21 protein-coding genes and 1 tRNA gene are annotated in these 24,495 nt (G+C 57.1%); 13 read left to right on the top strand and 9 right to left on the bottom strand.

What is annotated here, in order from left to right; all coding sequences use genetic code 11:
- Position 1: 1 nt before the first annotated feature.
- The 3 genes from nusA to ACXJJY_RS06150 all read right to left on the bottom strand — a co-directional run bounded on the left by nusA (position 2) and on the right by ACXJJY_RS06150 (position 2,441).
- Entirely contained in the window at positions 2–1,513 is a 1,512-nt protein-coding gene (gene nusA / locus ACXJJY_RS06160; protein WP_456386039.1) for a transcription termination factor NusA, read from the bottom strand.
- A gap of 173 nt (positions 1,514–1,686) precedes the next feature.
- Positions 1,687–2,148 carry a ribosome maturation factor RimP gene (gene rimP / locus ACXJJY_RS06155; RefSeq protein WP_456386037.1) on the bottom strand — a complete coding sequence of 154 codons (462 nt, stop codon included), beginning with the start codon at positions 2,146–2,148 and terminating at the stop codon, positions 1,687–1,689.
- Positions 2,149–2,365: 217 nt separating this feature from the next.
- Positions 2,366–2,441, bottom strand: a tRNA-Gly gene (locus ACXJJY_RS06150).
- A gap of 231 nt (positions 2,442–2,672) precedes the next feature.
- Between ACXJJY_RS06150 and ACXJJY_RS06145 the strand changes: the two genes are divergently transcribed.
- The 4 genes from ACXJJY_RS06145 to ACXJJY_RS06130 all read left to right on the top strand — a co-directional run bounded on the left by ACXJJY_RS06145 (position 2,673) and on the right by ACXJJY_RS06130 (position 7,701).
- Complete coding sequence (locus ACXJJY_RS06145) at positions 2,673–3,572, top strand: AEC family transporter (protein ID WP_456386035.1); 900 nt, start codon at positions 2,673–2,675, stop codon at positions 3,570–3,572.
- 20 nt (positions 3,573–3,592) lie between these two features.
- Complete coding sequence (locus ACXJJY_RS06140; protein ID WP_456386033.1) at positions 3,593–4,225, top strand: hypothetical protein; 633 nt, start codon at positions 3,593–3,595, stop codon at positions 4,223–4,225.
- A gap of 48 nt (positions 4,226–4,273) precedes the next feature.
- Complete coding sequence (locus tag ACXJJY_RS06135) at positions 4,274–6,964, top strand: CBS domain-containing protein (RefSeq protein ID WP_456386031.1); 2,691 nt, start codon at positions 4,274–4,276, stop codon at positions 6,962–6,964.
- Between the two features lie 116 nt (positions 6,965–7,080).
- Complete coding sequence (locus ACXJJY_RS06130; RefSeq protein ID WP_456386029.1) at positions 7,081–7,701, top strand: site-2 protease family protein; 621 nt, start codon at positions 7,081–7,083, stop codon at positions 7,699–7,701.
- A 181-nt stretch (positions 7,702–7,882) separates the two neighbouring features.
- Here the strand turns inward: ACXJJY_RS06130 and ACXJJY_RS06125 are convergent, their stop codons facing one another.
- Together ACXJJY_RS06125 and ACXJJY_RS06120 are read right to left on the bottom strand one after the other, a co-directional pair.
- Entirely contained in the window at positions 7,883–9,133 is a 1,251-nt protein-coding gene (locus tag ACXJJY_RS06125) for an OmpP1/FadL family transporter (protein WP_456386027.1), read from the bottom strand.
- A 49-nt stretch (positions 9,134–9,182) separates the two neighbouring features.
- Entirely contained in the window at positions 9,183–11,018 is a 1,836-nt protein-coding gene (locus tag ACXJJY_RS06120; RefSeq protein WP_456386025.1) for an AMP-binding protein, read from the bottom strand.
- Between the two features lie 170 nt (positions 11,019–11,188).
- Here ACXJJY_RS06120 and ACXJJY_RS06115 point away from each other — a divergent pair, with 170 nt between their 5' ends.
- Complete coding sequence (locus ACXJJY_RS06115) at positions 11,189–12,223, top strand: D-alanyl-D-alanine carboxypeptidase family protein (RefSeq protein ID WP_456386023.1); 1,035 nt, start codon at positions 11,189–11,191, stop codon at positions 12,221–12,223.
- Between the two features lie 103 nt (positions 12,224–12,326).
- Here ACXJJY_RS06115 and ACXJJY_RS06110 read toward each other — a convergent pair whose 3' ends face one another.
- On the bottom strand, positions 12,327–12,701 hold the full coding sequence (locus ACXJJY_RS06110) for a response regulator (RefSeq protein ID WP_456386021.1): 375 nt from the start codon (positions 12,699–12,701) through the stop codon (positions 12,327–12,329).
- A 62-nt stretch (positions 12,702–12,763) separates the two neighbouring features.
- On the bottom strand, positions 12,764–13,735 hold the full coding sequence (locus ACXJJY_RS06105) for an Lcl C-terminal domain-containing protein (protein ID WP_456386019.1): 972 nt from the start codon (positions 13,733–13,735) through the stop codon (positions 12,764–12,766).
- Positions 13,736–13,874: 139 nt separating this feature from the next.
- On the opposite strand from ACXJJY_RS06105, the gene glgX reads away from it, so the two are divergent.
- The 6 genes from glgX (at position 13,875) to ACXJJY_RS06075 (ending at position 19,540) form a co-directional block, all read left to right on the top strand.
- Entirely contained in the window at positions 13,875–15,986 is a 2,112-nt protein-coding gene (gene glgX, locus ACXJJY_RS06100; protein WP_456386017.1) for a glycogen debranching protein GlgX, read from the top strand.
- Positions 15,987–16,026: 40 nt separating this feature from the next.
- Entirely contained in the window at positions 16,027–16,560 is a 534-nt protein-coding gene (locus ACXJJY_RS06095) for a GDSL-type esterase/lipase family protein (RefSeq protein ID WP_456386015.1), read from the top strand.
- Positions 16,561–16,684: 124 nt separating this feature from the next.
- Entirely contained in the window at positions 16,685–17,572 is an 888-nt protein-coding gene (locus ACXJJY_RS06090; RefSeq protein ID WP_456386013.1) for a DNA-binding protein, read from the top strand.
- 6 nt (positions 17,573–17,578) lie between these two features.
- Positions 17,579–18,547 carry a ketopantoate reductase family protein gene (locus tag ACXJJY_RS06085; RefSeq protein ID WP_456386011.1) on the top strand — a complete coding sequence of 323 codons (969 nt, stop codon included), beginning with the start codon at positions 17,579–17,581 and terminating at the stop codon, positions 18,545–18,547.
- On the top strand, positions 18,516–19,121 hold the full coding sequence (locus ACXJJY_RS06080; protein WP_456386009.1) for a 5' nucleotidase, NT5C type: 606 nt from the start codon (positions 18,516–18,518) through the stop codon (positions 19,119–19,121). The genes ACXJJY_RS06085 and ACXJJY_RS06080 overlap by 32 nt, the downstream gene beginning before the upstream one ends.
- Positions 19,109–19,540, top strand: a complete 432-nt coding sequence (locus ACXJJY_RS06075; protein ID WP_456386007.1) for an NUDIX domain-containing protein — start codon at positions 19,109–19,111, stop codon at positions 19,538–19,540. The genes ACXJJY_RS06080 and ACXJJY_RS06075 overlap by 13 nt, the downstream gene beginning before the upstream one ends.
- A 359-nt stretch (positions 19,541–19,899) precedes the next feature.
- On the opposite strand, the gene typA is transcribed toward ACXJJY_RS06075, so the two are convergent.
- Together typA and ACXJJY_RS06065 are read right to left on the bottom strand one after the other, a co-directional pair.
- Positions 19,900–21,699: a translational GTPase TypA gene (gene typA / locus ACXJJY_RS06070; protein WP_456386005.1), complete on the bottom strand. Its 1,800-nt coding sequence runs from the start codon at positions 21,697–21,699 to the stop codon at positions 19,900–19,902.
- Positions 21,700–21,871: 172 nt separating this feature from the next.
- Positions 21,872–23,248, bottom strand: a complete 1,377-nt coding sequence (locus tag ACXJJY_RS06065; RefSeq protein WP_456386003.1) for a DEAD/DEAH box helicase — start codon at positions 23,246–23,248, stop codon at positions 21,872–21,874.
- A 71-nt stretch (positions 23,249–23,319) separates the two neighbouring features.
- Between ACXJJY_RS06065 and ACXJJY_RS06060 the strand changes: the two genes are divergently transcribed.
- Together ACXJJY_RS06060 and ACXJJY_RS06055 are read left to right on the top strand one after the other, a co-directional pair.
- The gene (locus tag ACXJJY_RS06060) at positions 23,320–23,964 is read left to right on the top strand and encodes a hypothetical protein (protein WP_456386001.1); all 645 of its coding nucleotides are present in this window, start codon (positions 23,320–23,322) and stop codon (positions 23,962–23,964) included.
- A 168-nt stretch (positions 23,965–24,132) separates the two neighbouring features.
- Complete coding sequence (locus tag ACXJJY_RS06055) at positions 24,133–24,474, top strand: histidine triad nucleotide-binding protein (RefSeq protein ID WP_456385999.1); 342 nt, start codon at positions 24,133–24,135, stop codon at positions 24,472–24,474.
- The last annotated feature ends 21 nt before the right edge of the window (positions 24,475–24,495 follow it).

The raw sequence follows: 24,495 nt of genomic DNA, 5'->3' as shown, positions 1-24,495 counted from the left end.
TTCACCGGTCGCTGGTATCCACATTTTCCTGATCCGGAGTACCCTCTTCAGTCCTGGCAATGTCTCCGGACGGCGGCTGTCCGGTTGCCGTTTCCGCGGAATCCGGCCCAGCGGGAACGACTTCCTCAACCTCCTCGGCTCCAGACACCTCAAGCCCTGCGGCATCAAGGGACTCGAGCGATTCCGGTTCCTCACCATCCTCAACAACATTACCGGAAGCAACCTCAAGCGCCTCCTCGTCCCTGCTGCTCTCCAGAGCAGCAAGGGCCTCGGGGGCCGAAGCCACCCAGGCAGCGGCCAGATCCTTGAGTTCCAGAGCCCGATCTTCATCAATTTTCGCCATCTGCATCAGTTCTTCGATTTCTGCCGATGCCAGGTCTCTGGCCGAACGGATACCGGCGGCAAAAAGTTTGTCCGCCAGGTTCTCATCCACGCTTTCAATGGCGACCAGGGTCTGATACCCCTTGTCCTCCAGGTTGGCGTACCGAGTCTCGCTCTTGACGTCGATCCGCCAGCCGATCAACCGGGAGGCAAGCCGTACATTCTGACCCTGGCGGCCAATGGCCAGCGACAACTGGTCGTCCGGAACCACCACCAACAGCTGGTGTTCGTCCTCATCGACAATAACCATGGAAACCTCGGCCGGGGCCAGGGCGTTATAGACATACTTGGCCGGGTCGGGATTCCAGGGGACAATATCGATACGCTCGCCCTGGAGTTCCTGGACCACATTCTGGACCCGGGAACCCTTGAGACCGACACAGGCACCCACCGGATCCACATCCGACTCCAATGAGGAAACCGCTATCTTGGCCCGAAAACCGGGCTCACGGGAGGCGCCCATGATCTTGACGATTCCCTCGGCAATCTCCGGCACTTCCATTTCAAAAAGCTTAATAAGAAATTCGTTGCAGGTCCGGCTCAGGATGAGCTGGGAATCCCGGCTGTCCTGGCGCACTTCCAGAAGGTAAGCCCGAATCCGGTCACCCTGCTTGAAGGAGCGCTTGGGAATCTGGCCCTCCCGGGGCAGAACCGCATCTGTCCGGCCCAGGTTGACGATCATGTTTCCTCTCTCGAACCGCTGGACAATGCCGTTGACAATGGTACCCTGCCGATCACGGAACATCTCGTAGATCACTTCCCGCTCGGCATCGCGCATCCGGTGAATGATGACCTGCTTGGCAGACTGGGCCGCGATCCGGCCAAGCTCGGCGATATCTTCCAGTTTTTCGCCCAGGTCATCGCCGACTTCAACCTCAGGATCCAGGATTTTTGCCTCTTCGAGGGAAATTTCAGCTTCCTCGTCCTCAACCTCTTCGACAACTGTGCGGAACTGAAAAACCTCTACCTCGCCCAGCTCTTCGTTGAACTGGACCTCTATATCCCGGCGGCTTCCGTATTTCTTCCTGACAGCAGAACGCACGGCCTCCTCAATGGCTTCTACCAACAGTGTCCGGTCAATGCCTTTATCCCGGCTGATCTGATCGATTATCCGCTTCAAGTCTGTAAACATTTTCTTTACTTCTCCACCTCACACGGTTGCCGCTGATATCCGGCGTGCATTCTTTTTCGTCTCTGGCGTTCCGGGCATGGGGCTGCCCGGCAATATTAAAAAAAATATATAAAAATCGCCCCGGGGTGTGGGTTTGCCACAGTCATGCCGGTTTTTCGGCTTCCCGGGTCCGGTCAGAGTGACAGCCGGGCCCGGACCATGTCGTCAAACGCCAGGCTGACAGGCCCCTCATCAAGAAGCAATACCACAACGTCGTCTTCGACCCGGTCAATGATTCCAGTAAAAACCCGTCGTCCGTCCATGGGTTCCTGCAGCTTGACCCGCGCCTTACGCCCGGCAAAACGGATAAAATCTTCCCGCTTTTTCAGAGGCCGCTCCAGACCGGGCGACGAAACTTCCAGGTTATAGGCATGGCTGATCAGATCTTCCACATCGAGCCAGGCGCTCAACTGCCGGCTTACCGAGGCACAGTCATCAATGGTGACTCCACCCTCCCGATCAATAAAGAGCCGCACCACCCAGCCATGCCCTTCACGGCGATACTGCACTTCCACAAGCTCAAGACCCATGTCACGGAGCAGGGGAGTTGCATAGGCCTCGAGACCCTGTATTATCGGATTATTTTCAGACTCCATCTCGACCACTCACAGCTCTCCGGGGCCATCACTGAAACCGGACCACCCATCCTTCCGGCCCGCCCCTCCGAGTCAGAAAGAATGCAGGTCCGGGCAAAAAGCAATAAAAAAAGCGGGCAGAGCCCACTTTCAAAACACCGACACGAAACCGGCGTATGACATCTGCCAACCCGCACACCTGAAATCATGCGAACCAGCGGATCGACGCGCCTTGCGTTGGAGCGGGCAACGGGGCTCGAACCCGCGACCCCAAGCTTGGGAAGCTTGTGCTCTGCCAACTGAGCTACACCCGCCCATCAATCCTTAGAGCAGATTACTATATAAACCATCACCATTTTAGTCAAGCACATTCAGACATCTCCCCAAGGGGGTGGCCCTACCCGCCAACAGAGTTCTGGCGGGCAAAATGTATCTTCTGGAAAATTTCAACTTGCCACTCCGGGGCCACACGGATACCCTGCATGAAGCTTTGATGGATATGAACCACGTGGACAGAAACCATCTGACACAACATCCCGGTTACCATGGAACAGACATTGCCCTTTCTCATGCTTCTGCTGGCCGGCCTGATCTGTCGCCGGCTTGCGATCTTCCCGACTGATACAGACAAAAGCCTCAACCTGTACGTTATCTATCTCGCATTGCCTGCCCTGGTCCTCGACCGGGTCCCCGGGCTTGATTTTTCCACATCGGTCCTGGTCCCGATTCTTATGCCCTGGCTGGTGGTACTCTGTTCAGCGAGCCTGGTATATTTCCTGGCCAGGCTCCTGCGCTGGGACCGGGAAACCACCGGTGCCCTGCTCCTCATGGTGCCGCTGGGCAACACCTCTTTCCTGGGCATCCCCATGGTCGAGCAGTATTTTGGTGGCAGCGCTGTGCGCTACGCCCTGCTCTACGACCAGTTCGGCTCCTTCCTTGCCCTGTCAACCTACGGCACCGTCATCCTGGCCCTGTACGGCACTAGCGAAAAACAGACCTTTGCGTCGATCCTGAAAAAGATCCTTCTCTTCCCGCCCTTCATTGCCCTGATGATGGCCCTTTTCCTGCCCCTGGACACCGCACCGGGCTGGGTGGACAGACTGCTTAAAACCACGGCCTCTTCCCTGGTTCCCGTGGTGCTTGTGGCCATCGGCTTCCAGATGCAGATCCTCCTGCCCCGTCGTGAGCTGGTGCCCTTTGGCGTCGGATTGCTGCTGCGACTGCTGGTGGTACCGGTGCTTTTTCTTTACCTGTGCCGCCTTCTTGGCCTGAGCGGCACCGCGGTTCGGGTGGCCATCTTTGAAACCGGAATGCCGCCCATGGTCACGGCCGGAGCCATGGCCTCCGTTGCCGGACTCAAGCCGCGGCTGACCTCGGCCATGGTTGGCCTGGGAATCCTGATCGCCTTTGGCACCCTGCCCCTTATCTATAGCTGGAGTGGTTAAAGCCGCGCCTGGAGAAAATAATGACAACCTGCCAGTCTCCTCCATACCCCCCTGAACAGATCCCGACCCTGGAACTCGTAATCAAGCCCGGAACAACCATCCGGTTCACCACCATGCTCCAGAGCGGCTTCGTTGTGGAGCTTAAACCAGGCCAGACCATCCGCCAACTCCTCCGCACCCTGCCGGGCTTCACCGACAGCTACCTGGAAAAACGAGTTCAGACTATCTTCCTCAACTCCATCCCGGCCGACAGCGTAGACCTGGAACTCCCGGACGGAGCAATCCTGGCCCTGTCTGCCGCCATGCCCGGCCTGGCCGGGGCAATCTTCCGCCGGGGAGGACGCCACCGCACCCTCAGAAGCCAACCGGAGCCACCAGATTCCGCCTCGAATCCCGGTCCGGAAAATCGCGGCAGGTGCACGGTCAAACTGTTCAACCACATCGCCCGGGAACGCGGCGAAACACTGCTGTCCCGCGGGGTCATACTGCCCGGGCCCGCCCTCCGGAACTTCCTGGACAGGCAGGGAGAAAACCTGGAATCCCTGGTCAGGCAATGTATACTGGACGGCAACCCCGTCACCACCAGCGACCTTCGCAGGCTGCAGGTCCCCCTGATCAGAGTCCGGACCAGGGAAGAAAACGCCCCCGAATGAACAGGCACGAACCGGTTCCAAGACCCATCCAGGGAGGGCATACCCATCATGGAAGTGATCACCACCCATCTCAATACTGATTTCGACGGACTGGCCTCCATGATTGCCGCCAGAAAACTCTATCCCGAGGCCGAGCTGGTCTTTGCCGGGTCACAGGAAAAAAACGTACGGCTTTACCTGGCCCAGGAAATGCACAGCCTCTATGACTTCAAAAAACTCAAGCATATCGAAGCGGAAAAAATCAAACGTCTCATCGTGGTGGATACACGACAGGCCCGGCGCATCGGACCCCTTGCCCGCTGCCTGACCAGGCACGACCTGGAAATCCACCTTTACGATCACCACCCGGACTCACCCTCGGACATGGATGCGTCCCTGGAAATCGTCGAGCCGCTGGGCTCCACCACCACCATATTCACCCGAATCTTTCGCGAGCAGAAGATAGATATCTCCGCAGAGGAAGCCACCCTGATGGCACTGGGGATCTACGAAGACACCGGTTCGTTCCTTTACTCCACCACAACCCCTGCCGACCTGGAAGCGTCCGCATGGCTGCTTGAGCAGGGTGCCAACCTGGACATCGTCACCCAGTTTCTATCTGTCGACCTCTCCTCGGACCAGGTGGGACTGCTGGGCGAACTGATCAAGAACACCACGACCTACACCATTGGCTCGGTGGAGATCGCGGTCTCCAAGCTGACCCTGCCCGAATATGTAGACAACTTCGCGGTCATTGCCCGGCGCCTCATGGTCATGGAAAACCTGGATGCCCTCTTTGCCCTGCTCCAGATGGGTGAAAGGATCCACCTCATTGCCCGCAGTCGGATTCCTGAGGTCAATGCGGGATTCATCGCCCGGGATTTCGGTGGCGGCGGCCATGCCTCGGCCGCCTCGGCCACCATCAGAGACATGACTCTTTTTGAAGCAGAAAACAAACTGGTTCATCTGCTGCACCGCTACGTACGACCCCGGGCCATGGCCGGCGAACTCATGTCCTCGCCAGTGATCGCCGTAACCCCTGATGTCTGCATCGAGGAGGCCAATCAGCTCCTGACCCGCTACAACATCACAGTTCTGCCGGTGGTGGAAAATTGTGCCGACCCGGACAAGAACACCGAGCCCGCCGGAGTCCTGGGACTTATCTCGCGGAGGGTGGTTGAAAAAGCAATCTTTCACAAGCTTGGCCACCTGCCGGTAAGCGAATACATGACCACCGAGATAGCCACCCTGCCGCCCGACGCCACCCTGGCCGACATCCAGGAGCTGATCATCGAATACCGGCAGCGGTTGATCCCGGTGGTGGAGGACGAACGGGTCAAGGGGGTGATTACCCGTACCGACCTGCTCAACCTGCTGATCGGCGATCCTTCCCATTTACCCAAAGGCCTGCTCCAGGAAGACGAACATCCCTCAACGGCCAGAACCCGCAACCTGAGCAACCTGATGGCGGAAAACCTGAGCCGGGATATCATGGTGCTGCTGCAGGAGATCGGCACCGTAGCCGAGGACCTGGGCTACAACGCCTATGTGGTGGGCGGCTTTGTCAGGGACCTGCTTCTGCAGACGAAAAACCTCGACATTGATATCGTCATCGAAGGTAACGGAATCCGTTTTGCAAAAGAACTGGCCAAACACCTCGGCGGTGCGGTCCGAACCCATGAAAAATTCGCCACCGCCACAGTTATTCTTCCGGACGGCCAGCGACTGGACGTGGCAACTGCCCGGCTGGAATACTACGAGTATCCGGCCGCCATGCCCACCGTGGAGCTGAGTTCCATCAAGCTTGATCTTTTCCGCCGGGATTTCACCATCAATGCCATGGCCATCCATCTCAACCCGCAGCATTTCGGAACCCTGATCGACTTCTTCAGCTCCCAGAACGACCTCAGGGAACGCCGTATCCAGGTCCTGCACAACCTGAGCTTTGTCGAAGACCCCACCCGGATCTTCCGGGCCATTCGCATCGAACAGCGGCTCGACTTCCACATCACCCGCCACACGGAGAAGCTGATTCGCAACGCGGTGAAGATGAACCTCTTTGATCGGTTCTCCGGCCCCAGGTTCTCAAGCGAGCTCAAACAGATCCTTTCCGAGGACAACCCGATCCCGGCCCTGCGGCGCATGGCCCAGTTCGATCTGTTCCAGTTCCTGTGGCCGGACCTGCGTCCCAACCTCAAGATCGACCGTCGGTTTGTCCACGTCCTCACCCAGGCGGGCCGGGCAATCTCCTGGTTCAAACTACTCTATCTCGATGAAAAATGTGAACCATGGATCGTCTACCTGCTGGCCATCTACAGCCGTTCACGGATCCGGGAGCTGATCAATTTCTGTAAAAGGTTCGAGCTGCCGGAAAAGCTGGAGAAGACTCTGGTCAGGCAAAAGGCTGCGGCTGACCGCATCGCCCGCGACATGCTCCATCGTCCGCACATGAAGCCCAGCGAGATCTACTGGCTGCTCCAGGATCTGGACAACGAAGGACTGCTCTACCTGATGGCCATTGCCCGAAAAAAACATATCCAGCTGGCCGTGTCCCGTTTTGTCACCGATCTGCGCAAGGTCCAGCCCTTGCTGAGCGGCCACGACCTGCAGAAACTGGGCTTTCCCCCGGGGCCCCTGTACCGGACCATGCTCAACCACCTGATCGAGACCCAACTGAATGGCGAAGTAACCAGTAAAAAAATAGCCAAAAATTTTATCCTTGAACAATATGGCGACAAAACGAAAAAAGTCGACACGTAACAGCAGGGAGACAGCAGGGGTAAAGCTTCATTTTCTCCACCCTGGGATGCATTCATCCTGACAATGATTACCTGTAACAGGATGTTAACTTTCCATCACAACGCATTAAGGTCACCATGGACATCAATCACACCATTCAACAACTTATCATCCTGGCGCCGCCCTTTCTTTTCGCCCTTACCTTCCATGAACTGGCACATGGGTACGTAGCCTACAGTCTGGGAGACCCCACGGCTCGAAACGCCGGCCGCCTGACCCTCAACCCGCTCAAGCACCTGGATCCCCTGGGGGTCATTGCCTTTATTATCATGAAAATCGGCTGGGCCAAGCCGGTACCGGTCAACCCTGCCTATTTCAAAGACCCGCGCAGGGACATGCTGCTGGTGGCCCTGGCCGGGCCGGGGGCCAACCTGCTGCTTGCCGTGGCCAGCGCCATTCTGGTCAAAATCCTGATCATGGTTCCAATCCTGCCCATGTTCGTTCTCCAGCCGCTGGCCGGCATGCTTGCGGCCTCGGTCTGGATCAACATCATGCTGGCGGTCTTCAACTGCCTGCCTATCCCCCCATTAGACGGCTCCAAGGTCCTGATGGGCCTGCTGCCAGAGGACCTGGCCCGCAGTTATGCCCGGCTGGAGCCCTTTGGCTTCATCCTCCTGCTGATACTTTTTTATCTGGGCATAATCTCCAAAGTCATCATGCCCATTATCAGTTTCGCCAACAACCTGCTTCTTGGCTGAAACCGCTTGCCAATTCAGCAGGATGCAGAAACGCCAAGTTGAAAACCAGGTGTGAGTTACAAACCAGTGCAGCCTGAAATATGAGCACAAAAAAAGCGGAGCAACCTGGTGACCAGGCCACTCCGCCCGGACAGGCCCCACAGGCCTGCCTGTCTCCCCTTAATCAATGCGGAAAAACCAGCTACAACGTGTAGCTGAAACCAACGCTCACCAGGTGTGCGCCACCGTCGTCAAATGTACCGTTCACATAATCGTTGGTCACACTGCGGGAGTCCTTGTCGTCATAAAGGTAGGCTGCACCGACATCCAGCCTCTCGGACACCCGGTAGCGAAAGCCCAGGGAATAGAGCCTCGCGTCGGAATCGGGAAGGTCGAAACCCAGGGTGGCATCAGGGATCGGATTCTCATCAATGGCAAAACCGGCCATCAGGGTCAGGGCATCATTCACGTCATAACTGACGCTGATACGCCAGGAATCAGTGTCTTTCCAGTCCTTGCGTTTAGGGTCATCGAATGCCTGGTACAGGATCGGATCGGCAAGTGGTGTGGGGTAAATAAAGTCCAGGTGTTCATATTCGGACCAGTAGGTCCGGTCATACTCCAACTCCACGGTCAACTGGTCAAAAAAAGTGTACGAGCCGGCAATGGTCAGGACAGCAGGCAGTGGAACCTCCACCGAGCCTGGACCTTTGTAAGTCGCCTCGTTGCTAATCAGGGGAATGGAACGCCAGAGATCAGCCGTGCCATCGAAGCCGAGGTCCACCATGGAGCGGTAGGTCACCGAAATATTGGACTCTTTGACTGGTCTGACACTAGCAGCCAAGTTGAATCCCAGCTCCCAGGTGTCGCCATCCATGTCCCTGCCGGCAAAAACACCTCCAAGCGTATTGTCAATCTGCCCGTCACTCTGTACCGTAGCCTCGGAATAGATCACCCGCACCCCACCGCCAAGGGAAAATTTGTCGCAGAATTTATAGGAAACGCTGGAACCAAGCTCGATCACCTTGAGGGAAAACTCCTCGGCAAAGGTCTTCGGGTATGACTGGTCCCACTGCTTGGCCAGACCACCGGGATAGGCCAGGCTGAACCCGATCCGAAAACCGCTGTAATCCGGAGAAACGGCGAAAATGGCGGGGAGAAAAAAATGTTCCTCTTTCGATTCACCGTTGTTTGCAGTAATAATATCATCGGTATAGGTCACCGACGGCAGGTTGATATAGATCAGGTTGACATCCACCAGGCCGCGGTCCTCAAGCCAGGACATGTTGGCCGGGTTGAAATAACTGGCATCGGCGTTGGGGGTATAGGCCACATACGCACCGGCCCTGGCCAGGGAGTTGACCGACTGCTCCGGAATCCGGTATCCGCCGGCATGAACCGGGCCGGCGGCGAACAGGCCAATCAGGGCGCTGGTCACGAATATCTTCTTCATACACACTCCTCCTTTCTTTTTCTGGCAGGAACCACCCTGGAGCCCGGGCTCAAGGCAGCATGTTTTCAGCCGAATACAGGTATCGCTTGATCTTGTGGGTGGCCGTCTTGATAAAGGGCTCCCTTCGCTCCAATATCCTGGAAAGCCTGGAATTGATGGGCAGCTGGGCGTTGACCTCTGAGCGCATCCGGTCGAGCAGGCCGGAAATATACTTATGACGCTGGGTCCGACTCTGGCCCCGGGTCTCGTTGTCGATCAGCTCGTAATCGGGATAGATCCAGGCCTCGAGCACTCCGTTATTTTCCAGGACCAGGGACTCCACAACAAACGGATAGGCATTGAGCTTGTGTTCTATTGCCTCGGGGTAGATGTTCTCGCCGCTGGCCATGACAATCACCGACTTGCAGCGCCCCCTGATATGCAGGTTGCCGGTCTCGTCGACAAAGCCCAGGTCGCCGGTCCGCAACCAGCCATCATCGGTAAACACCTCGTTGGTGGCTTCGGGATCGTTCCAGTAACCCTGCATGATATTTTCACCAGTGGCCAGAATCTCGCCGATCCCGGTTTCCGGATCAGGATCGTCGATACGGACCTCCACCCCGGGCACAGGCTTTCCGGCAGAACCTATGGCGATGGTGGAGTCGTTCTCCGGCCCGCCCGAAATGAGCGGTGCAGACTCTGTCAGGCCATAGCCCACCAGGTAGGGAAAGTTGCCCTCCCGGAGAAACACCTCGACCTCGGGATTGAGGGCCGCGCCACCGATCCCCATAATCTGCAGCCGACCGCCGAAGAATTCGACCAATCGCGAGACGATCTTACGGTAGACAAAGCGCCGTCCCATGCGGAAACGGCAACAAAATCCCAGCACCCTGGACTGTTCTATGGCCGGTAAAACCCGCTTCTTGTAGATTTTCTCGAGGATCAGGGGAACCACCAGCATGACGTGGGGCTTTTCCCGGGCACAGATCTTCTGCAGCACTGCCGGAGTGGGTGTCTTGCCTGCGTAAACAATTCGGGCCCCCTTGATGAGTGCCAGGATAAAGCCGACCGTGAATTCGTAGGTATGGGAAATTGGCAGGACCGAAAGAAAAACCGAACCGGGATTGATATCGATTATGCCACTGGCCGAATAGCCGTTGGCGCAGAGATTGGCATGGGTGAGCATCACGGCCTTGGAAAACCCGGAAGTGCCCGAAGTGTACAGTATGGAAGCCAGATCATCCTCCAGAACCTCCGGAAAGGATAATGCCCCCGATTCAAAGTCCTCGCCAAAGACCTGATCCGCCTCGTCCAGAAAGGAGGAAAACGGAATGGTGTCCACCACGCCTGACTGGTCATGGTAGTTGTCCAGGGTCACAACCTGCTCCAGATTCTGCTGCAAATCATAGATCTTTTCAATCTGTCGCTGGGTTATGAAAAGGACCCTGCACGCCATCTCGCCAAGAATATGATGAACATCGGCCTCGGGCAGATCCGGGAGTATGGGAACAGCGGCTGCACCGAGACGGACAATGGCCATGTAGGCTGTGACCCAGTTATGGGAATTTTCCGCCAGAATAGCCACCCGGTCACCATGGGAAATCCCCATTTCCTGGAGCCTGGCGGCAACCAGGAGCACGCGCCGGTAAAATTCGTCATAGGTTAAAGGCTGTTCCAGGGCCATGCCAACGGCCGCCTGGCCGGCAAAGCGACGGCAGGTGACATCAAGCAGATCATTGAGCGTCCGGCAATCCCGGACAACAACAGGCAGATGCGCTGTCTGGTCCCTGTGCAGGTCTGCAGTAGTTTCAGCCCCCATGTTTTCTCCTGTAATCGATACGGCAAACCAGATGGCGTTCAATATCGGTCCGCTCCGGGCCTGTTCGGCCAGACAAAGCCGGTTCACGGTAAACCCTCAGGATATTACCTGAAACAGGCGCAATGTCAAACTGTAATGGGACTCATGGAAACCAAAACTGTTCCAAACCAGGGCAAAACCCTTGACAGCGACCTCTTCTCCATATAACAATTCCCGGATACTCAGGGATACTTCTTACCTAAATCAGCATATCTTCAATGAACCGCCTCCAGGTCACCTTTTTCTTTTTTTTCATTATCTGTTTCCTGTTCTCCCCTGTTAAACCGGTGAGCCATGGGGCGCAAATCCCTGTCCTCACCGCCACTGCAAAACAAAAACCAGCGACCGCCAAGCGCTCGCCCGGCAAAAGCACATCAACACCAACCACTCAAATCATCACCCTGGGCAAAAAGGGCGACATCAGGCCGGTAAAGGCCAGGGTCGGAAAAGCTGTCAGGGGTTATATCCCAAGTATCAGAAAAAAAATCAGTGCCCGCAGTGCCATTGTCATCGACGCCAGAACCGGGGACACCATTTTTGCCAAAAACGCCGATGTGCCCAGGCAGCCGGCCTCGACCATAAAAATCATCACTGGCATGATCGCCTTGAAATCACTCAAAAATAAACAATCAATCAAGGTCAGCCAACAGGCCGCACGCATGCCCCGATCCAAAATATACCTTGATCCGCGCAAAACCTATCAAGCCTCTGACCTTATCGATGCGGTGCTGCTGGCCTCGGCAAACGATGCCAGTGTGGCCCTGGCCGAAAACATTGCCGGCAGCGAAAAAGAATTCGCCGAAATGATGACGCTGAGGGCCCGGCTGTGGGGAGCCAAAAATACGATCTGTCGGACCGCCACTGGACTGACCGCCAGGGGACAGCAATCCACGGCCCGGGACCTGGCTCAGCTTTTTCGCCACGTGATGCAGGATGAAGAATTTGCCAGCCGGATCAACCGGACCAAAGTGCGGACTTCATACGGCCAGGTGCTGACAAACCATAACAAGGCCCTGTGGCGGATCAAAGGAGCGGTAGGCGGGAAGACCGGCTATACCAATGCAGCCCGTCAGACGTACGTGGGCATGTTTACCCGCGGCAGCGACTCCATAATCGTTGCCATCATGGGCAGCGAAACCATGTGGGATGACCTTAAACGGCTGGTGGAATACGGATTTAAACGCAAACAGCAGCTCCAGCTGGTCCGGGCCGAGACCGAAAAGAAACAGAAAAAAGAGGCCACGCTCAACTGAACATGGATCCGCAGAAAGCTCATCAAACAAAAAAGGACAAGCAAAATCGCCTGCCCTTTCCCTGAACAACAAACTGAAAAGAGGATGGCACCTCAAGGCCGCCCTATACCTTGGCGAGCTGCTCCCGTACCATGTCCAGCAGGGTCTCACGCTTGAACGGTTTCTCCAGGGTGGCGATATCGCCCAGATAGCCGGCCATGGTCAAATACCGTTCCGCCTTGATGGCCCCGCCACCGGAGATGGCCAGGATCCTGAGATCCGGATAATCCCGCACCAGCTCCATGATGAACTTGAGCCCGTCTTTCACCGGCATAATCATGTCCGTGATCACCAGATCAAAGGAATAACGACAGACCAGATCCATACCCTGCTCCCCGTTTTCCGCGGTATGCACCTCATACCCCTCCTGCTCAAGCATCTGCCTGAGCATCAAACGTATCTGTTCCTCGTCATCAACAACCAGTATGCGATGTTTCACTGGACCATGCTCCAATTCAGTTCATATCGTATTGCCACCTCGTTATATTTACAATTTGGTAATCAATACTTCAACTGCTTTCTCGCCGGGCAGCCGCTTTTTTCCGTCCGGCACAGACGCCCGAAACCACCAGGGATGGTTCCCGAGGACCAGAAGGCTCTCCCCTGCTTATAGTCCACAAACCAGTACCCTCCAGGACTGCGGGTGGCAGCAACAAAAATAAAGGGCTGTTCGGCGGAGAAACAGGGATGCAGAAACTGGTCGCGTTCACTTTTTTCCCGCTGCATCAGCGACATGGCCTCAGCCATGGTGGGCAGGCGCCAGTCGGAAAAGCCGGCAAACTCCTCCCGGTTGATGCGCTCGATCTCTTTTTTCATCATCCGGTGGCTCATGATATCGATCCCGGTGCGCATCCACATGAGCCCGGTCACCCGGTCGGATACCGTGAGATGATCATGATTATCCACAAGGTAGCTGACAAAATTCCCCTCGGGATTGCGGTCCGTATCGACAAAATCATGGGCCCTGACAAGACTGCTCACGTCCTCCTCGCTCAGCTCGCAGGGCTGGGACGGCAGTTCCACACAACGCAGTCCTTCCGGAAGTGGATCCCGGCGGGAAGGCAGACGGGCATCACCAAGCACCTCGCCTTTTTCCTCTTCGAGAACCACAACCCGGGAGACATCACCGGTCTTAATGATGTTTTCCTCAAGCCACTTTCTGAGCTGATCGCTAATACCAAAACTGCGCTCAAAAAGTGCCACCTTGCCCTGACTGTCCACACAGTGCTGAACCATGTCACGGGGGGCCTGGATCTCAGCCACCACCCGGGCATGGCGGATGCCGCGCTCCATAAGACAAAGCCTGGGCCTCTCGCCCCAGTTGTCAATAAAAAAATAATAGATCCGTTCACGTTTGCTGCGAACCCGCTCCTTGCCACCCCAGCTCTCAAAAGTTCCAAAGGTGTATTCAGGGGTCATTTCCCAGTCAATGGTCGGATGATCGGACAGGCCGATTTTTTTGAAAAATCCCATAATTCCTCCACATGGTTATGGTGGCTCCCCCGTTGCCGCCACGACTGACATGGCGCCGGGATACGAAACCGGGTAAGGTAGTACCTGATTCTCTTACTCCATGCAATAAGTATATAATAATAACCATTATCAAGTCAAGATGAAAAACAGCCTTGCGGCCCAACCCGGGCTTCCGATGCCCCTGGGAGCTTCCCGCCTGCCGTACGGAATCAACTTCGCCCTGTTTTCCCGCCATGCAGAACAGGTTTCCCTTATCGTTGAACAGGAAACCACAGCCGGCCTCCTGCGCACAGAAGTCCCACTTGACCCAAAAATCAACAAGACCGGAGATGTATGGCACATTTTACTCCAGGAGCTTCCAGAGAGCTTTTTCTATGGTTTCCGGCTCTCAGGTCCTTACGATCCAGATGGCAGCGGCCACCGGTTCGATGACCGGCTGGTCCTCCTGGACCCGTACGCCCGGGCCATCCGTCCGGCATCCTGGGGCAAACAACGTTTCTGTCTGGGCCAGACCCCCTGCAGCCTGGTCCCGGATACCTGCTATGACTGGGAAGGCGACCGGCCACTGGCCAGACCGCTCAAAGATACCATTATCTATGAAATGCATGTCCGCGGCTTCACTCGCCACCCCTCCTCCGGAGTGGCTCATCCCGGCACATTTCGCGGGGTGGCCGAGCAAAGTGACTACCTTCGCGAGCTGGGAATCACGGCAGTGGAACTCATGCCGGTCACTGAGTTTGACGAGAACCAGTGCATTTTCCGCAATCCGGATACGGGAGAACAGCTCAAGGACTTCTGGGGCTACAACCCTCTCTCCTTTTTCGCTCCCAAAAGCGGCTATGCCAGTGATCCCGCCCGGGTCCTCGATGAATTCCGGGACATGGTCAAGACCCTGCACCGGGCCGGAATCGAGGTGATTCTCGACATGGTCTACAACCACACAGCCGAAGGCGGAGCCCAGGGGCCGACCTTGCATTTCAAAGGTATCGACAACACCATCTATTACCTGCTCGACCCATGGACCAGGGCTTATCTCAACTTTTCCGGCTGCGGCAACACCTGTAACTGCAACCACCCCGTTGTCCGGAGCCTGATCATGGATTCCCTGCACTGGTGGGTGGTGGAGATGCACGTGGACGGTTTCCGGTTCGACCTGGCCTCGATCCTGGGCCGAGACCAGCAGGGCCAGGTGCTGGCCAACCCACCGGTGGTGGAAATGATCGCCGAGGATCCGGTTCTCGCCGATACCAAGATCATTGCCGAGGCCTGGGACGCAGCCGGGCTCTACCAGGTGGGCAGCTTTTCCACCCACCCGCGCTGGGCTGAATGGAACGGCCGCTTCAGGGACGATGTCCGGGCCTTCATGTGCGGCCTGCCCGGCTCGGTGCCCCATCTGGCCACCCGCATCGCCGGCAGTTCGGACCTCTACCAGCACAGCGACCGGAGACCATGCAACTCCATCAACTTCATTACCAGCCACGACGGATTCACCCTCTGGGATCTGGTGAGCTACGACAAAAAACACAACAGGATGAACGGCGAGGACAACCGGGACGGGGAGAACAACAACATAAGCTGGAACTCCGGCGTCGAGGGCGAGACAGGTGACCCGACGATCAACGAACTGCGGCGCCGGCGCATCCGCACCATGGCGGTGATCCTCTTTCTCTCCCAGGGGGTACCCATGCTGGTGGCCGGGGACGAATTCTGCAGGACCCAGCGCGGCAACAACAATGCCTGGTGCCAGGACAACGAAATATCCTGGATCGACTGGGGACTGAAGAAAAAAAATCAGTCCATGCACCGATTTTTCCAAGACCTCATTGCCTTGCGAAAAGCCCACCCTATCTTCCGGAGAGACGATTTCTTCGTGCCCGGCAGTGACCCCGATCATCCACCCCAGGTCGAGGAAATTATCTGGCAGGCCAGAGAACCGGGCATGCAGGACTGGTCCGAACAGGCCAGGATCCTCGCATTTACTTTAAACGGCGCCACTTTGCCTCAAGAAGGTGATGACGATTTCTTTGTCATGCTCAACGGCCACCGGACCACCTTCGAGCACTTTCTGGTCCCGCCCCCTCCCGAACCCAGAATCGGGCGGGTCTGGCACAAAATCATAGACACCGCCGACAGCCGCTCCACCAGCCATATACTCAAACCAGACCTGGCCCCGGTTGTCCTGCCCGGCACCAGGGCCAGGGTCGCGCCCATGGGCTGTGTGGTCCTTCAATCAAGACATGGTGGGCGTTAACCTGTCCGACACCTCAGCCAGCATTACCCAGGAGACGTTTATGGATACTTTGCTACTTATCGGTGATTCCCTGATAGAATTTGGCGACTGGCCAGCGCTGTTGCCAGAGGTCAATGTTGTCAATCGCGGCCTTGCCGGCGAGACTGTGGAAGATCTTTCCGTCCGCATAGGAAACGAGGTTACCAGCGTGGAAGCCGACGCAATCCTCATCATGTGCGGAACCAACAACCTGCTCCAGGGCAACCACTACTTTCCCGCAATCTACCGCAGCATGTTGCCCAGAATACAGAATCTCTGCCCGGAAACGAAACTGACCCTGACCTCCATGCTGCCCATGGCCCTCTCCTGTCCCGCCAGGGACGACATTGTCATGGTCAACCAGGCACTGGAATCCATATGCCGGGAGGCTGGTTGTCATTTTCTCGACCTGGTCGAACCGTTTACGCAGTACTGCCTGCCCATCACCAAACCGTGTTTTCTGGACGACGGAGTCCACCTGTCCACGCGAGGTTACCGGATCTGGGCCCGGGAAATTGCCGCCCATTACCGGTATCTGTCACAACCCTCACCGTGATGGTTGACAGGGATGACGTGAAATCGTATATGTAGAAACTGTAACCATGCAACAGACGTTGTTGCTGCACAGCGCTTCCAACTCGGAAGAAACTCTCATTCGTTCTAACATAATGGAGAAATCAATGAAGTATCCTCATAGGTTTTTATGCGGGGCCATCCTGTTTGCTTTTCTTGCCACCCCGGCTTTTGCCTTTGACGCAGCCACGACAGGAGAAAATAATGTCCCTGCACCGGAAATGGGCCTGGATGGCAAACCCATCAAGGGTAAAGTCCTGGAAGCGATGAACGCCGCCGGCTACACCTATATCAACCTTGAGACGAGCCAGGGAAAAATATGGGTCGCTGTTCCCCAGGCCAAGGTCGAAGTGGGCAAAGAAATCACGGCCATGCCAGGTATGGTTATGGCCAACTTTGAGTCCAAAACCCTGGGCCGCACGTTTGAAACCATTGTCTTTTCTTCCGGTATCGGCGAGGGAGGCATGGCCTCCGATCCACACCAGATGGGTGGAGGCGCCTCCATGATGGGAGGTACCGGCGGAGATGACAACTCCTTTGCCGCTGCTCTCCAGGCCGAGACCGGAATGGCAAATCCCCACGCAAACATGGGGATCGGTGGTGACCTGACCATGGACGCGGCAGCCATGGCAGCTTCTCCCGGGGCCAGCGGGGCCGTGGTCCCATCGGCTGATATCAAGGTGGAAAAGGCCAAAGGCGACAACGCCTACACAGTGGGTGAAATTTTCGCCAAGGCAAAGGAACTCAACAACAAGCAGGTCAAGGTCCGGGGCAAGGTCATGAAGGTCTCCCGGGCAATTATGGGCAAAAACTGGGTCCACATCCAGGACGGCAGCGGCTCGCCACTGGAAAACAGCCATGACCTGGTGCTCACAACCCAGGCGGATCCGGCCATCGGTTCCGTGATCGAGGCCGAGGGCACCCTGCACGCTGACCGTGATTTCGGGGCCGGATACATGTACAAGGCGATTATCGAAGACGCGACCATAAAATAGACAACCATGACAATAGTGATTGCCGGGCCAGGAGCCCTTGGTTCCCTTCTGACGGCCCGTGTCACTCTCTTTCTTCAAACCCGGGTGAGCCAGAGCCCGACAAGGCTCTGGCTCCTTGATTACAGGCCGGACCGAGCAGAGCGCTTAAACCGGGCCGGTATCCTGCTCAAGGAAAATGTTCGTTCCGTGTCGGTTCCTGTGAAAGTCACAGCCCGTCCTGCAGACATTTCTGCCTGTGACATTCTGATCTGCTGCACCAAGACAGCCACCCTTCGGGCATGCCTGGATCATGCCAGCCCGATGATCACCCCGGACACCCTGGTCATCGGTATGCAGAATGGTATCCTCCACCCGGATATTCTCCGGCAGAGCCGAGGGATAGCGGCGGTCGGGATCACCTCGGAAGGGGCGACCCTGGAGGGGGAAGGCCGGGTACGCCACGGTGGCAGCGGCCTCACCCGTTTCGGATTGCTTGACCAGTCGACCCCCGAAGCCACCGGGAGACTTCGCTCGCTGGCCAGAATGTTCGAGGAGGCCGGCTTCCAGAGCCGCTGCACGGATAATCCGGAAAAATATATCTGGCACAAGCTTTTCATCAATGTGGGCATCAACGCGCTCAGTGCCATCTACAACCGGACAAACGGCCAGCTTCTGACTTCCTGCTCCTTGCGCGAACCCATGAAAAAGGCCGTGGCCGAAGCAGTGTCTGTGGCCAGAGCCCTGGGAATCGAGGTGGAAACCGATCCCGTGCGGTCGGTTTTCCAGGTCTGCCGCCAGACCCGGCATAACGTCTCTTCCATGCTCCAGGATGTCCGGAACAAAAAACCCACCGAGATTGGAGCCATCAACGGGGCCGTGGTTGCCCTGGGGAAAAAACTCGGCATCCCAACCCCGGTGAATGAGAATCTTGTCCAGCGCGTTCGGCGCCTGGAGGCCATGTACGATGAACAGGACAGCAGCTCCCGGAATGGTTAGCGGGACTATAGATCCGGCCCGGCTTGGCTTTGATTTTGACGGGGTGGTGGCGGATACAGCCGAAGCATTTCTCAGGCTGGCTTGCGAGGAGTATGGCCGGTGCGATATCCGGCTCGAGGATATCACCAGCTTCGAGGTAGAGGAGTGCCTGGCCATGGATCCTTCGGCAATCCAGGCTATATTCATGAAAATCCTGCAGGACTCGGTGGGTATCGGTCTCAAGCCCATGCCCGGATCAGTGGAGGTCCTGGGAGAGCTGAGCGAAACAGCACCACTCACCCTGGTCACGGCACGACCCCAACCCGAACCGGTCCGTGAATGGCTGGCCACGATTCTGCCGCCCTCGACCCTGCCGCGAATTCACATTATCGCCATGGGCGCCCATGACGACAAGCCACGACACATCAAGGGCCGGGGCCTGGAGTGGTTCATCGACGACCGGGCCGAGACCTGTCTGCAACTGCCGAAATACGGCATTACCCCCATCGTCTTTTCCCAGCCCTGGAACAAAGGGAAGCACCAACTGTCCACCGTATCGAGCTGGGAGGAGATCAGAAGCCTGTGTCTGCCGTAAAATGCCCCCGATGCGGGGCTGAAATACCCGTCTACAGAAATCCGGTGCCCACGGTGGATATTATCATCGAAACCGGGAAAGGTATTGCCCTGATCGAGCGAAAAAATCCACCTTTTGGCTGGGCCCTGCCCGGAGGATTTGTCGACTACGGGGAGTCTTTTGAAGAGGCGGCCATCCGCGAGGCAAAAGAGGAAACCGGACTGGATGTGGTCCTGGTTCGCCAGTTCCACACCTATTCGGACCCGAAACGGGATCCGCGACAGCACACGGTCTCCACGGTTTTCATCGCCACGGCCAACGGCACCCCCCGGGGCGGGGACGATGCCCGGCAAGCAAAAATATTCACCCGCGACCAATTACCGGACCTGGTCTTTGACCACGGCCTGATTCTCAGCGATTACTTCAGCAACCGGTACTGAAGCAACAGTACCCCCATTCCGTCACCGTCCTATCCCGCCAGACTTTTGAAAAACAATTTAAAGCACACCGGTTTTTCAACGGCCTGCGACTGTTACAAAAGCGCCTTGAGCACGATATAGACCGCCAGCCCCACACCTATGGAGCCATACATCAGCAGTCAGGGGGCGCAGTCGTCACCCGAGCGTCGCAGAAACAGAACCAGGGCCCCAATTCCAGCCAGCAGGGCAATTCCGACCAGGATCAGATCTTTCATAGTATATGCGCTAGAACACGATTTTTTTTATATGAGGTTGTCTCTGAAATTGTCATTCCTGTCCGCCAGGGCTGTCCACAGGCCCAAACTGACAAAACGCCCGGGTCACGCCCGGATTTTAGCATCCCTGCTTTTACGCAGCCTTATGACTTTCGGCGTAATCTCGACAAGTTCATCATCGTTGATGTAGGCGATACAGTCTTCCAGACTCATTTCCCGCGGCGGGGTGAGGATCACCGCTTCGTCGGAACCCGAAGCCCGCATATTGGTCAGCTTCTTACCCTTGGCCGGATTGACCACCAGGTCGGCCGGCCGGCAATGCTCACCAATGATCTGCCCCTTGTACAGCTCCTCACCGGGACCGACAAAAAGGACACCCCGATCCTGGAGGTTGAACAGGGCATAGGCCACGCTGGTACAGTTCTCCTTGACGATCATCACCCCGTTGCTTCGGTTCTGGATCTCGCCGGCATAAGGTCCCCATTCGGCGAACACGTAGTTCATCACCCCCATGCCGCGGGTATCGGTCATGAACTCGGAACGGTAACCCAGAAGACCGCGGGTGGGCACCTTGAACTTCATGCGGGTCATCTGGTTTTCGACCTGCATGTCCTCAAGAACCCCTTTCAGCTTGCCCAGTTTCTCGATCACCACGCCCTGGTACTGCTCATCCACGTCCACGGTCAGCTCCTCGTAGGGCTCCATGGTCCTGCCGTTCTCCTCCCGCATGATGACATGGGGCCGGGTGACCTGGAACTCGTAGCCTTCCCGGCGCATCTTTTCGATCAGGATGGAGAGATGGAGCTCACCCCGGCCTGAAACCCGGAAACCCACCCCATCGGTAAGCGGCTCCACCTGCAGGGCCACGTCGGCAAGGATCTCCCGCGACAAGCGCTCTTCCAGGTGACGCGAAGTAACGAATTTGCCATCCTGGCCGGCAAAAGGCGAATCATTGGGGATGAAGTTCATGGAGATGGTCGGCGGATCAATCTCGATCAGAGGCAGCGGACGGGGATCGTCCGGGTCAGTGAAGGTCACGCCGACCGTGACATCATCCATGCCGGCCACAGCCACGATGTTGCCGGTAACCGCCTGCTCCAGCGGCACCTGCATGTTGCCGGCAAAACCGAAGATCTTGTTAATCCGTACCGGTTTGATCGAGCCGTCACGGCGGGCCACCACCACCGAATCATTGAGATTCAGAGTTCCGTTGACCACCTTGCCGATACCGAGCCGACCCAGGTAGGGCGAATAATCGATGGTGTTGATCTGGAGCTGCAGCGGCGCCTCCGGGTCACCGGCTGGCGGCGGCACGTGGTTGACGATCATTTCGGAGATCAGCTCCATCCCCTTGCCAGGCACCACGGGATCGTCGGGATCCGCGACCATGAAGCCCTCCTTTGCCGAGCCGTAAACCACTGGAAAATCAAGGGTTTCATCCGGAGCATCAAGACGGCCGAGCAAATCAAAGACCTGGTCCACACACCATTCACAGCGGGCCGCGTCCTTGTCGATCTTGTTGACCACCACCAGGATAGGGAGGTTGGCGGCCAGGGCTTTCTTGACCACGAAGAAGGTCTGGGGCATGGGACCTTCCTGGGCATCCACCAGCAGGAGCGCCCCATCGGCCATGCGCAGGACACGTTCCACCTGGCCCCCGAAATCGGCATGGCCCGGGGTATCGATGATGTTTATCTGATAGCCGCCATACTTGTACGAGCCATTTTTGGAGGCAATGGTTATCCCGCGCTCGCGCTCCAGATCCATGGAATCCATGAGCCGCTCGGCCACCTGCTGATTATCACGAAACATGCCGCTCTGGCGAAAAAGCTGATCCACGAGGGTTGTCTTGCCATGGTCGACGTGGGCAATGATGGCCACGTTTCTGATCTTGTCCTGCTGCATAATATCCTTACAAAAACGGCTCCACATCGATCCGGGAGCCTGAAAACAGAAAAAGCGCGAAGACGGCTTCGCGCTTGAGCACCAAACTATAAATCGACAAATAGTACACAAGAAAAAACAAAAAGACAAGGAGATTACCACCAGACCTGCCTGATGGTGGAACGGGTTCGACCTACCAGCGGGCAAACACCTCGGTCCGGGCCGAGGCAGAGCGGCGAAGGGTCGGAACCTGTACATCCACATAATCGATCACCAGAGCCTTCTTGCCCTCTGCTGGACGCATAATCCTCCCCACCACTTGCAACAGCCGTCCCTCGAACTTGATGGGTGTGGCCAGGACCAGGGTGGAGAGACCCGGACAGTCAAACCCCTCGCCGATGAGCTGAACCGTGGAGATCAACACCGGCACCTGACCCTCCTGCACCTCACGGACGATTCTGGCCCGCAGCTCCGGAGGAACCCTGCCGGTGAGCAGGGCCGCATCCACTTTCCGGCGGTACAGCTTGCGGCGCAGGGTCTCGCAGTGAGCGACCCTGTCCGATACCACCAGCACCGTTCCCTGGTGGCCGTCCCGCACCAGCCTGGCGATATCATCGGCTATCTGATCGTTGCGCTGTTCATCGGCCACCAGCGCCTTGATCAGTTTGGCATACTCACCGCGGTAGCCGCAGCTGAAGCCGGTTTCCTTCTGGACGAGCTCGGGACGGATCACGGCACCGCTGGCAGCAAGCACACCAGGGTCCACCGCATGGACCCGATCGCCCATGTAGCAGTAGATCATCCGGGTCATCCCGTCTTCCCGGCGAAAGGCGGTGGCCGAGAGCCCGAGCATGAAATGGGCGTCAAAACCACTGACCACATCGGTGAACAGGCTGGCCGGCACCCGATGACATTCATCGACAATAAGCTGGCCGAAAAGGGGAGTGAGCTGCGGCAGCCGCCTGCGGGCCGTATTGACAATGGCCACGGTCACCGGCCGGGGATCGAACCGGCCGTCCCCGGCCAGGCCAGGTTCCAGGCCGAGGAAGGTGCGAATCCGTTCCCGCCACTGGTGGAGCAGCTCTTTGGAATGGACCAGAATAATGGTCGGCTGCTGTCTTGCCGCAACCACGGCCAGGGCCATGACGGTTTTTCCTGAGCCGGTGCCGGCCTCAAGCACCCCAAAAGAGCGCTGGACCACCGCCTGCACGGCCTGCTCCTGGTAGGGTCGGAGGAGGCCTGAAAATTCCAAGTCCAGCGGCTCAAGCAGCCGGCGTTGATCGATGATCTCCGGAGCCTGTCCGATCAGCTGTCGGCAGAGCTGCACGGCCCGGTTGCCATAGCCCCTTGGAAAGAAGAGTGCGTCGTCCTCCTCCCGAAAAAAGTAGAGCTCGGGCTTGAGATCCCGGCCGATCCACCGCGAGTAGCGCCGGGCGGCCAGATACCTGGGATTTTTGATGGTCAGATTCTTCTTAATCTGTCGGGTCAGGGCCTCCGGAGCTCCCTCCAGAGCGCACTCCGAGGCCACCCGCAGGACCACCCTTTTATCCGACAAACTCTCCAATTGCACACCTTTTGGTTTTCCATTATCCTGCCGGGAAGAGATCATTGGCATAAAACTACAAACTCCAGGACCCTGTCATGTCCTTTTTGCGCATCTTTATTCTGTTCCCGGCCATCTTCCTTGTGATATCGTGCCCGCCGGCCGCGGCCAGCCAGCAATCCATGACCATCACCATCCCTCAGGCCACCATTCTCCAAACCCTGCGCTCGCTGCTGCCGCTCTCTTTTACGCCGGAAAACGTTTCTTTTGATGGATCAATAGAAATCCGCGCCATCGACCGGTTCCAGATCCACGACAACTTCCTGTCGCTGGACACCATGATCGCCGGTCGCGATGTCAGCATCCGTACCAGGGTGGGCGGCCAGACCGTGCGCCTGAAGGTGGGAACCCTGACCATGGGAGTTTCCTGCGACCTCGATCTCAAATTCGCCCCGGAAAAGAAAATCCTCTACCTGACGCCGCGCTTCAAGATGCCACCCCAAGATCGAAGCGGTTCCGCCGGTACGACCCTGTTTCCCCTGCTGGCCGCCCTGGGCAACAGGTCCTATCCCCTGCCCCTGAACACCATCACACCCTTTACAACCTCAACAGGAGAAATGCTCCTCTCCCTTGCCCTGGAACCCACCGCTGTCACCGCTACCGAGGGCATACTGCGTATCAGCATCAGGCCCAGGGCCACAAAACAGGCCTTGCCCGCCCCGCAGGCCGCAATCCGTCCGTAACTGAGGGACAGAGGGCACCACAGGGAGCTTTGTCATCAGACCAGTAAAAATCATGTGGTTATCTCGTCAAAATCTTTTATAATTGCCACATGATATAATAATCCATCCGGACCAGGCAGGCTCCCGGCCCGGATGCCCGGTTCAACCCAATGCTGACGAGGAAATGGTATGCCTGACAACTGCCTGTTCTGCAAGATCATCAAAGGAGACATTCCCGCCGACATCCTCCATGAAGACGAGGAAATCCTGGCCTTTCGCGACATTGCGCCCCAGGCGCCGGTCCACTTCCTGGTCATACCCAAGAAACATATCAGCGGACCAGCGGATGTGGCCGCGGAAGATGAACAGCTGATCGGCAGGCTCATGCGGGTCGGCAGCGAGGTTGCCAGGAAAGAAGGTATCGACCACTTCCGGGTGGTCTTCAACAACGGGGAACAGGCCGGCCAGACGGTCTTCCACATTCACATGCATATCCTCGGTGGCCGGGACATGAACTGGCCGCCAGGCTGATCGCCCCCGGGAAGGCTCCAA

The organism is Desulfolithobacter sp. (assembly GCF_054025815.1).
This window is presented reverse-complemented; position numbering and strand designations above follow the sequence as displayed.

Excerpts from the sequence above, each read along its gene's own strand:
- typA (WP_456386005.1), bottom strand. The coding sequence starts at position 21,699 with ATGCAGCAGGACAAGATCAGAAACGTGGCCATCATTGCCCACGTCGAC.
- ACXJJY_RS06060 (WP_456386001.1), top strand. The coding sequence starts at position 23,320 with ATGTCCTTTTTGCGCATCTTTATTCTGTTCCCGGCCATCTTCCTTGTG.
- glgX (WP_456386017.1), top strand. The coding sequence starts at position 13,875 with ATGAAAAACAGCCTTGCGGCCCAACCCGGGCTTCCGATGCCCCTGGGA.
- rimP (WP_456386037.1), bottom strand. The coding sequence starts at position 2,148 with ATGGAGTCTGAAAATAATCCGATAATACAGGGTCTCGAGGCCTATGCA.
- ACXJJY_RS06135 (WP_456386031.1), top strand. The coding sequence starts at position 4,274 with ATGGAAGTGATCACCACCCATCTCAATACTGATTTCGACGGACTGGCC.
- ACXJJY_RS06105 (WP_456386019.1), bottom strand. The coding sequence starts at position 13,735 with ATGGGATTTTTCAAAAAAATCGGCCTGTCCGATCATCCGACCATTGAC.
- ACXJJY_RS06125 (WP_456386027.1), bottom strand. The coding sequence starts at position 9,133 with ATGAAGAAGATATTCGTGACCAGCGCCCTGATTGGCCTGTTCGCCGCC.
- ACXJJY_RS06140 (WP_456386033.1), top strand. The coding sequence starts at position 3,593 with ATGACAACCTGCCAGTCTCCTCCATACCCCCCTGAACAGATCCCGACC.
- ACXJJY_RS06130 (WP_456386029.1), top strand. The coding sequence starts at position 7,081 with ATGGACATCAATCACACCATTCAACAACTTATCATCCTGGCGCCGCCC.
- ACXJJY_RS06055 (WP_456385999.1), top strand. The coding sequence starts at position 24,133 with ATGCCTGACAACTGCCTGTTCTGCAAGATCATCAAAGGAGACATTCCC.
- ACXJJY_RS06085 (WP_456386011.1), top strand. The coding sequence starts at position 17,579 with ATGACAATAGTGATTGCCGGGCCAGGAGCCCTTGGTTCCCTTCTGACG.
- ACXJJY_RS06095 (WP_456386015.1), top strand. The coding sequence starts at position 16,027 with ATGGATACTTTGCTACTTATCGGTGATTCCCTGATAGAATTTGGCGAC.
- ACXJJY_RS06145 (WP_456386035.1), top strand. The coding sequence starts at position 2,673 with ATGGAACAGACATTGCCCTTTCTCATGCTTCTGCTGGCCGGCCTGATC.
- ACXJJY_RS06090 (WP_456386013.1), top strand. The coding sequence starts at position 16,685 with ATGAAGTATCCTCATAGGTTTTTATGCGGGGCCATCCTGTTTGCTTTT.
- nusA (WP_456386039.1), bottom strand. The coding sequence starts at position 1,513 with ATGTTTACAGACTTGAAGCGGATAATCGATCAGATCAGCCGGGATAAA.
- ACXJJY_RS06080 (WP_456386009.1), top strand. The coding sequence starts at position 18,516 with ATGAACAGGACAGCAGCTCCCGGAATGGTTAGCGGGACTATAGATCCG.
- ACXJJY_RS06115 (WP_456386023.1), top strand. The coding sequence starts at position 11,189 with ATGAACCGCCTCCAGGTCACCTTTTTCTTTTTTTTCATTATCTGTTTC.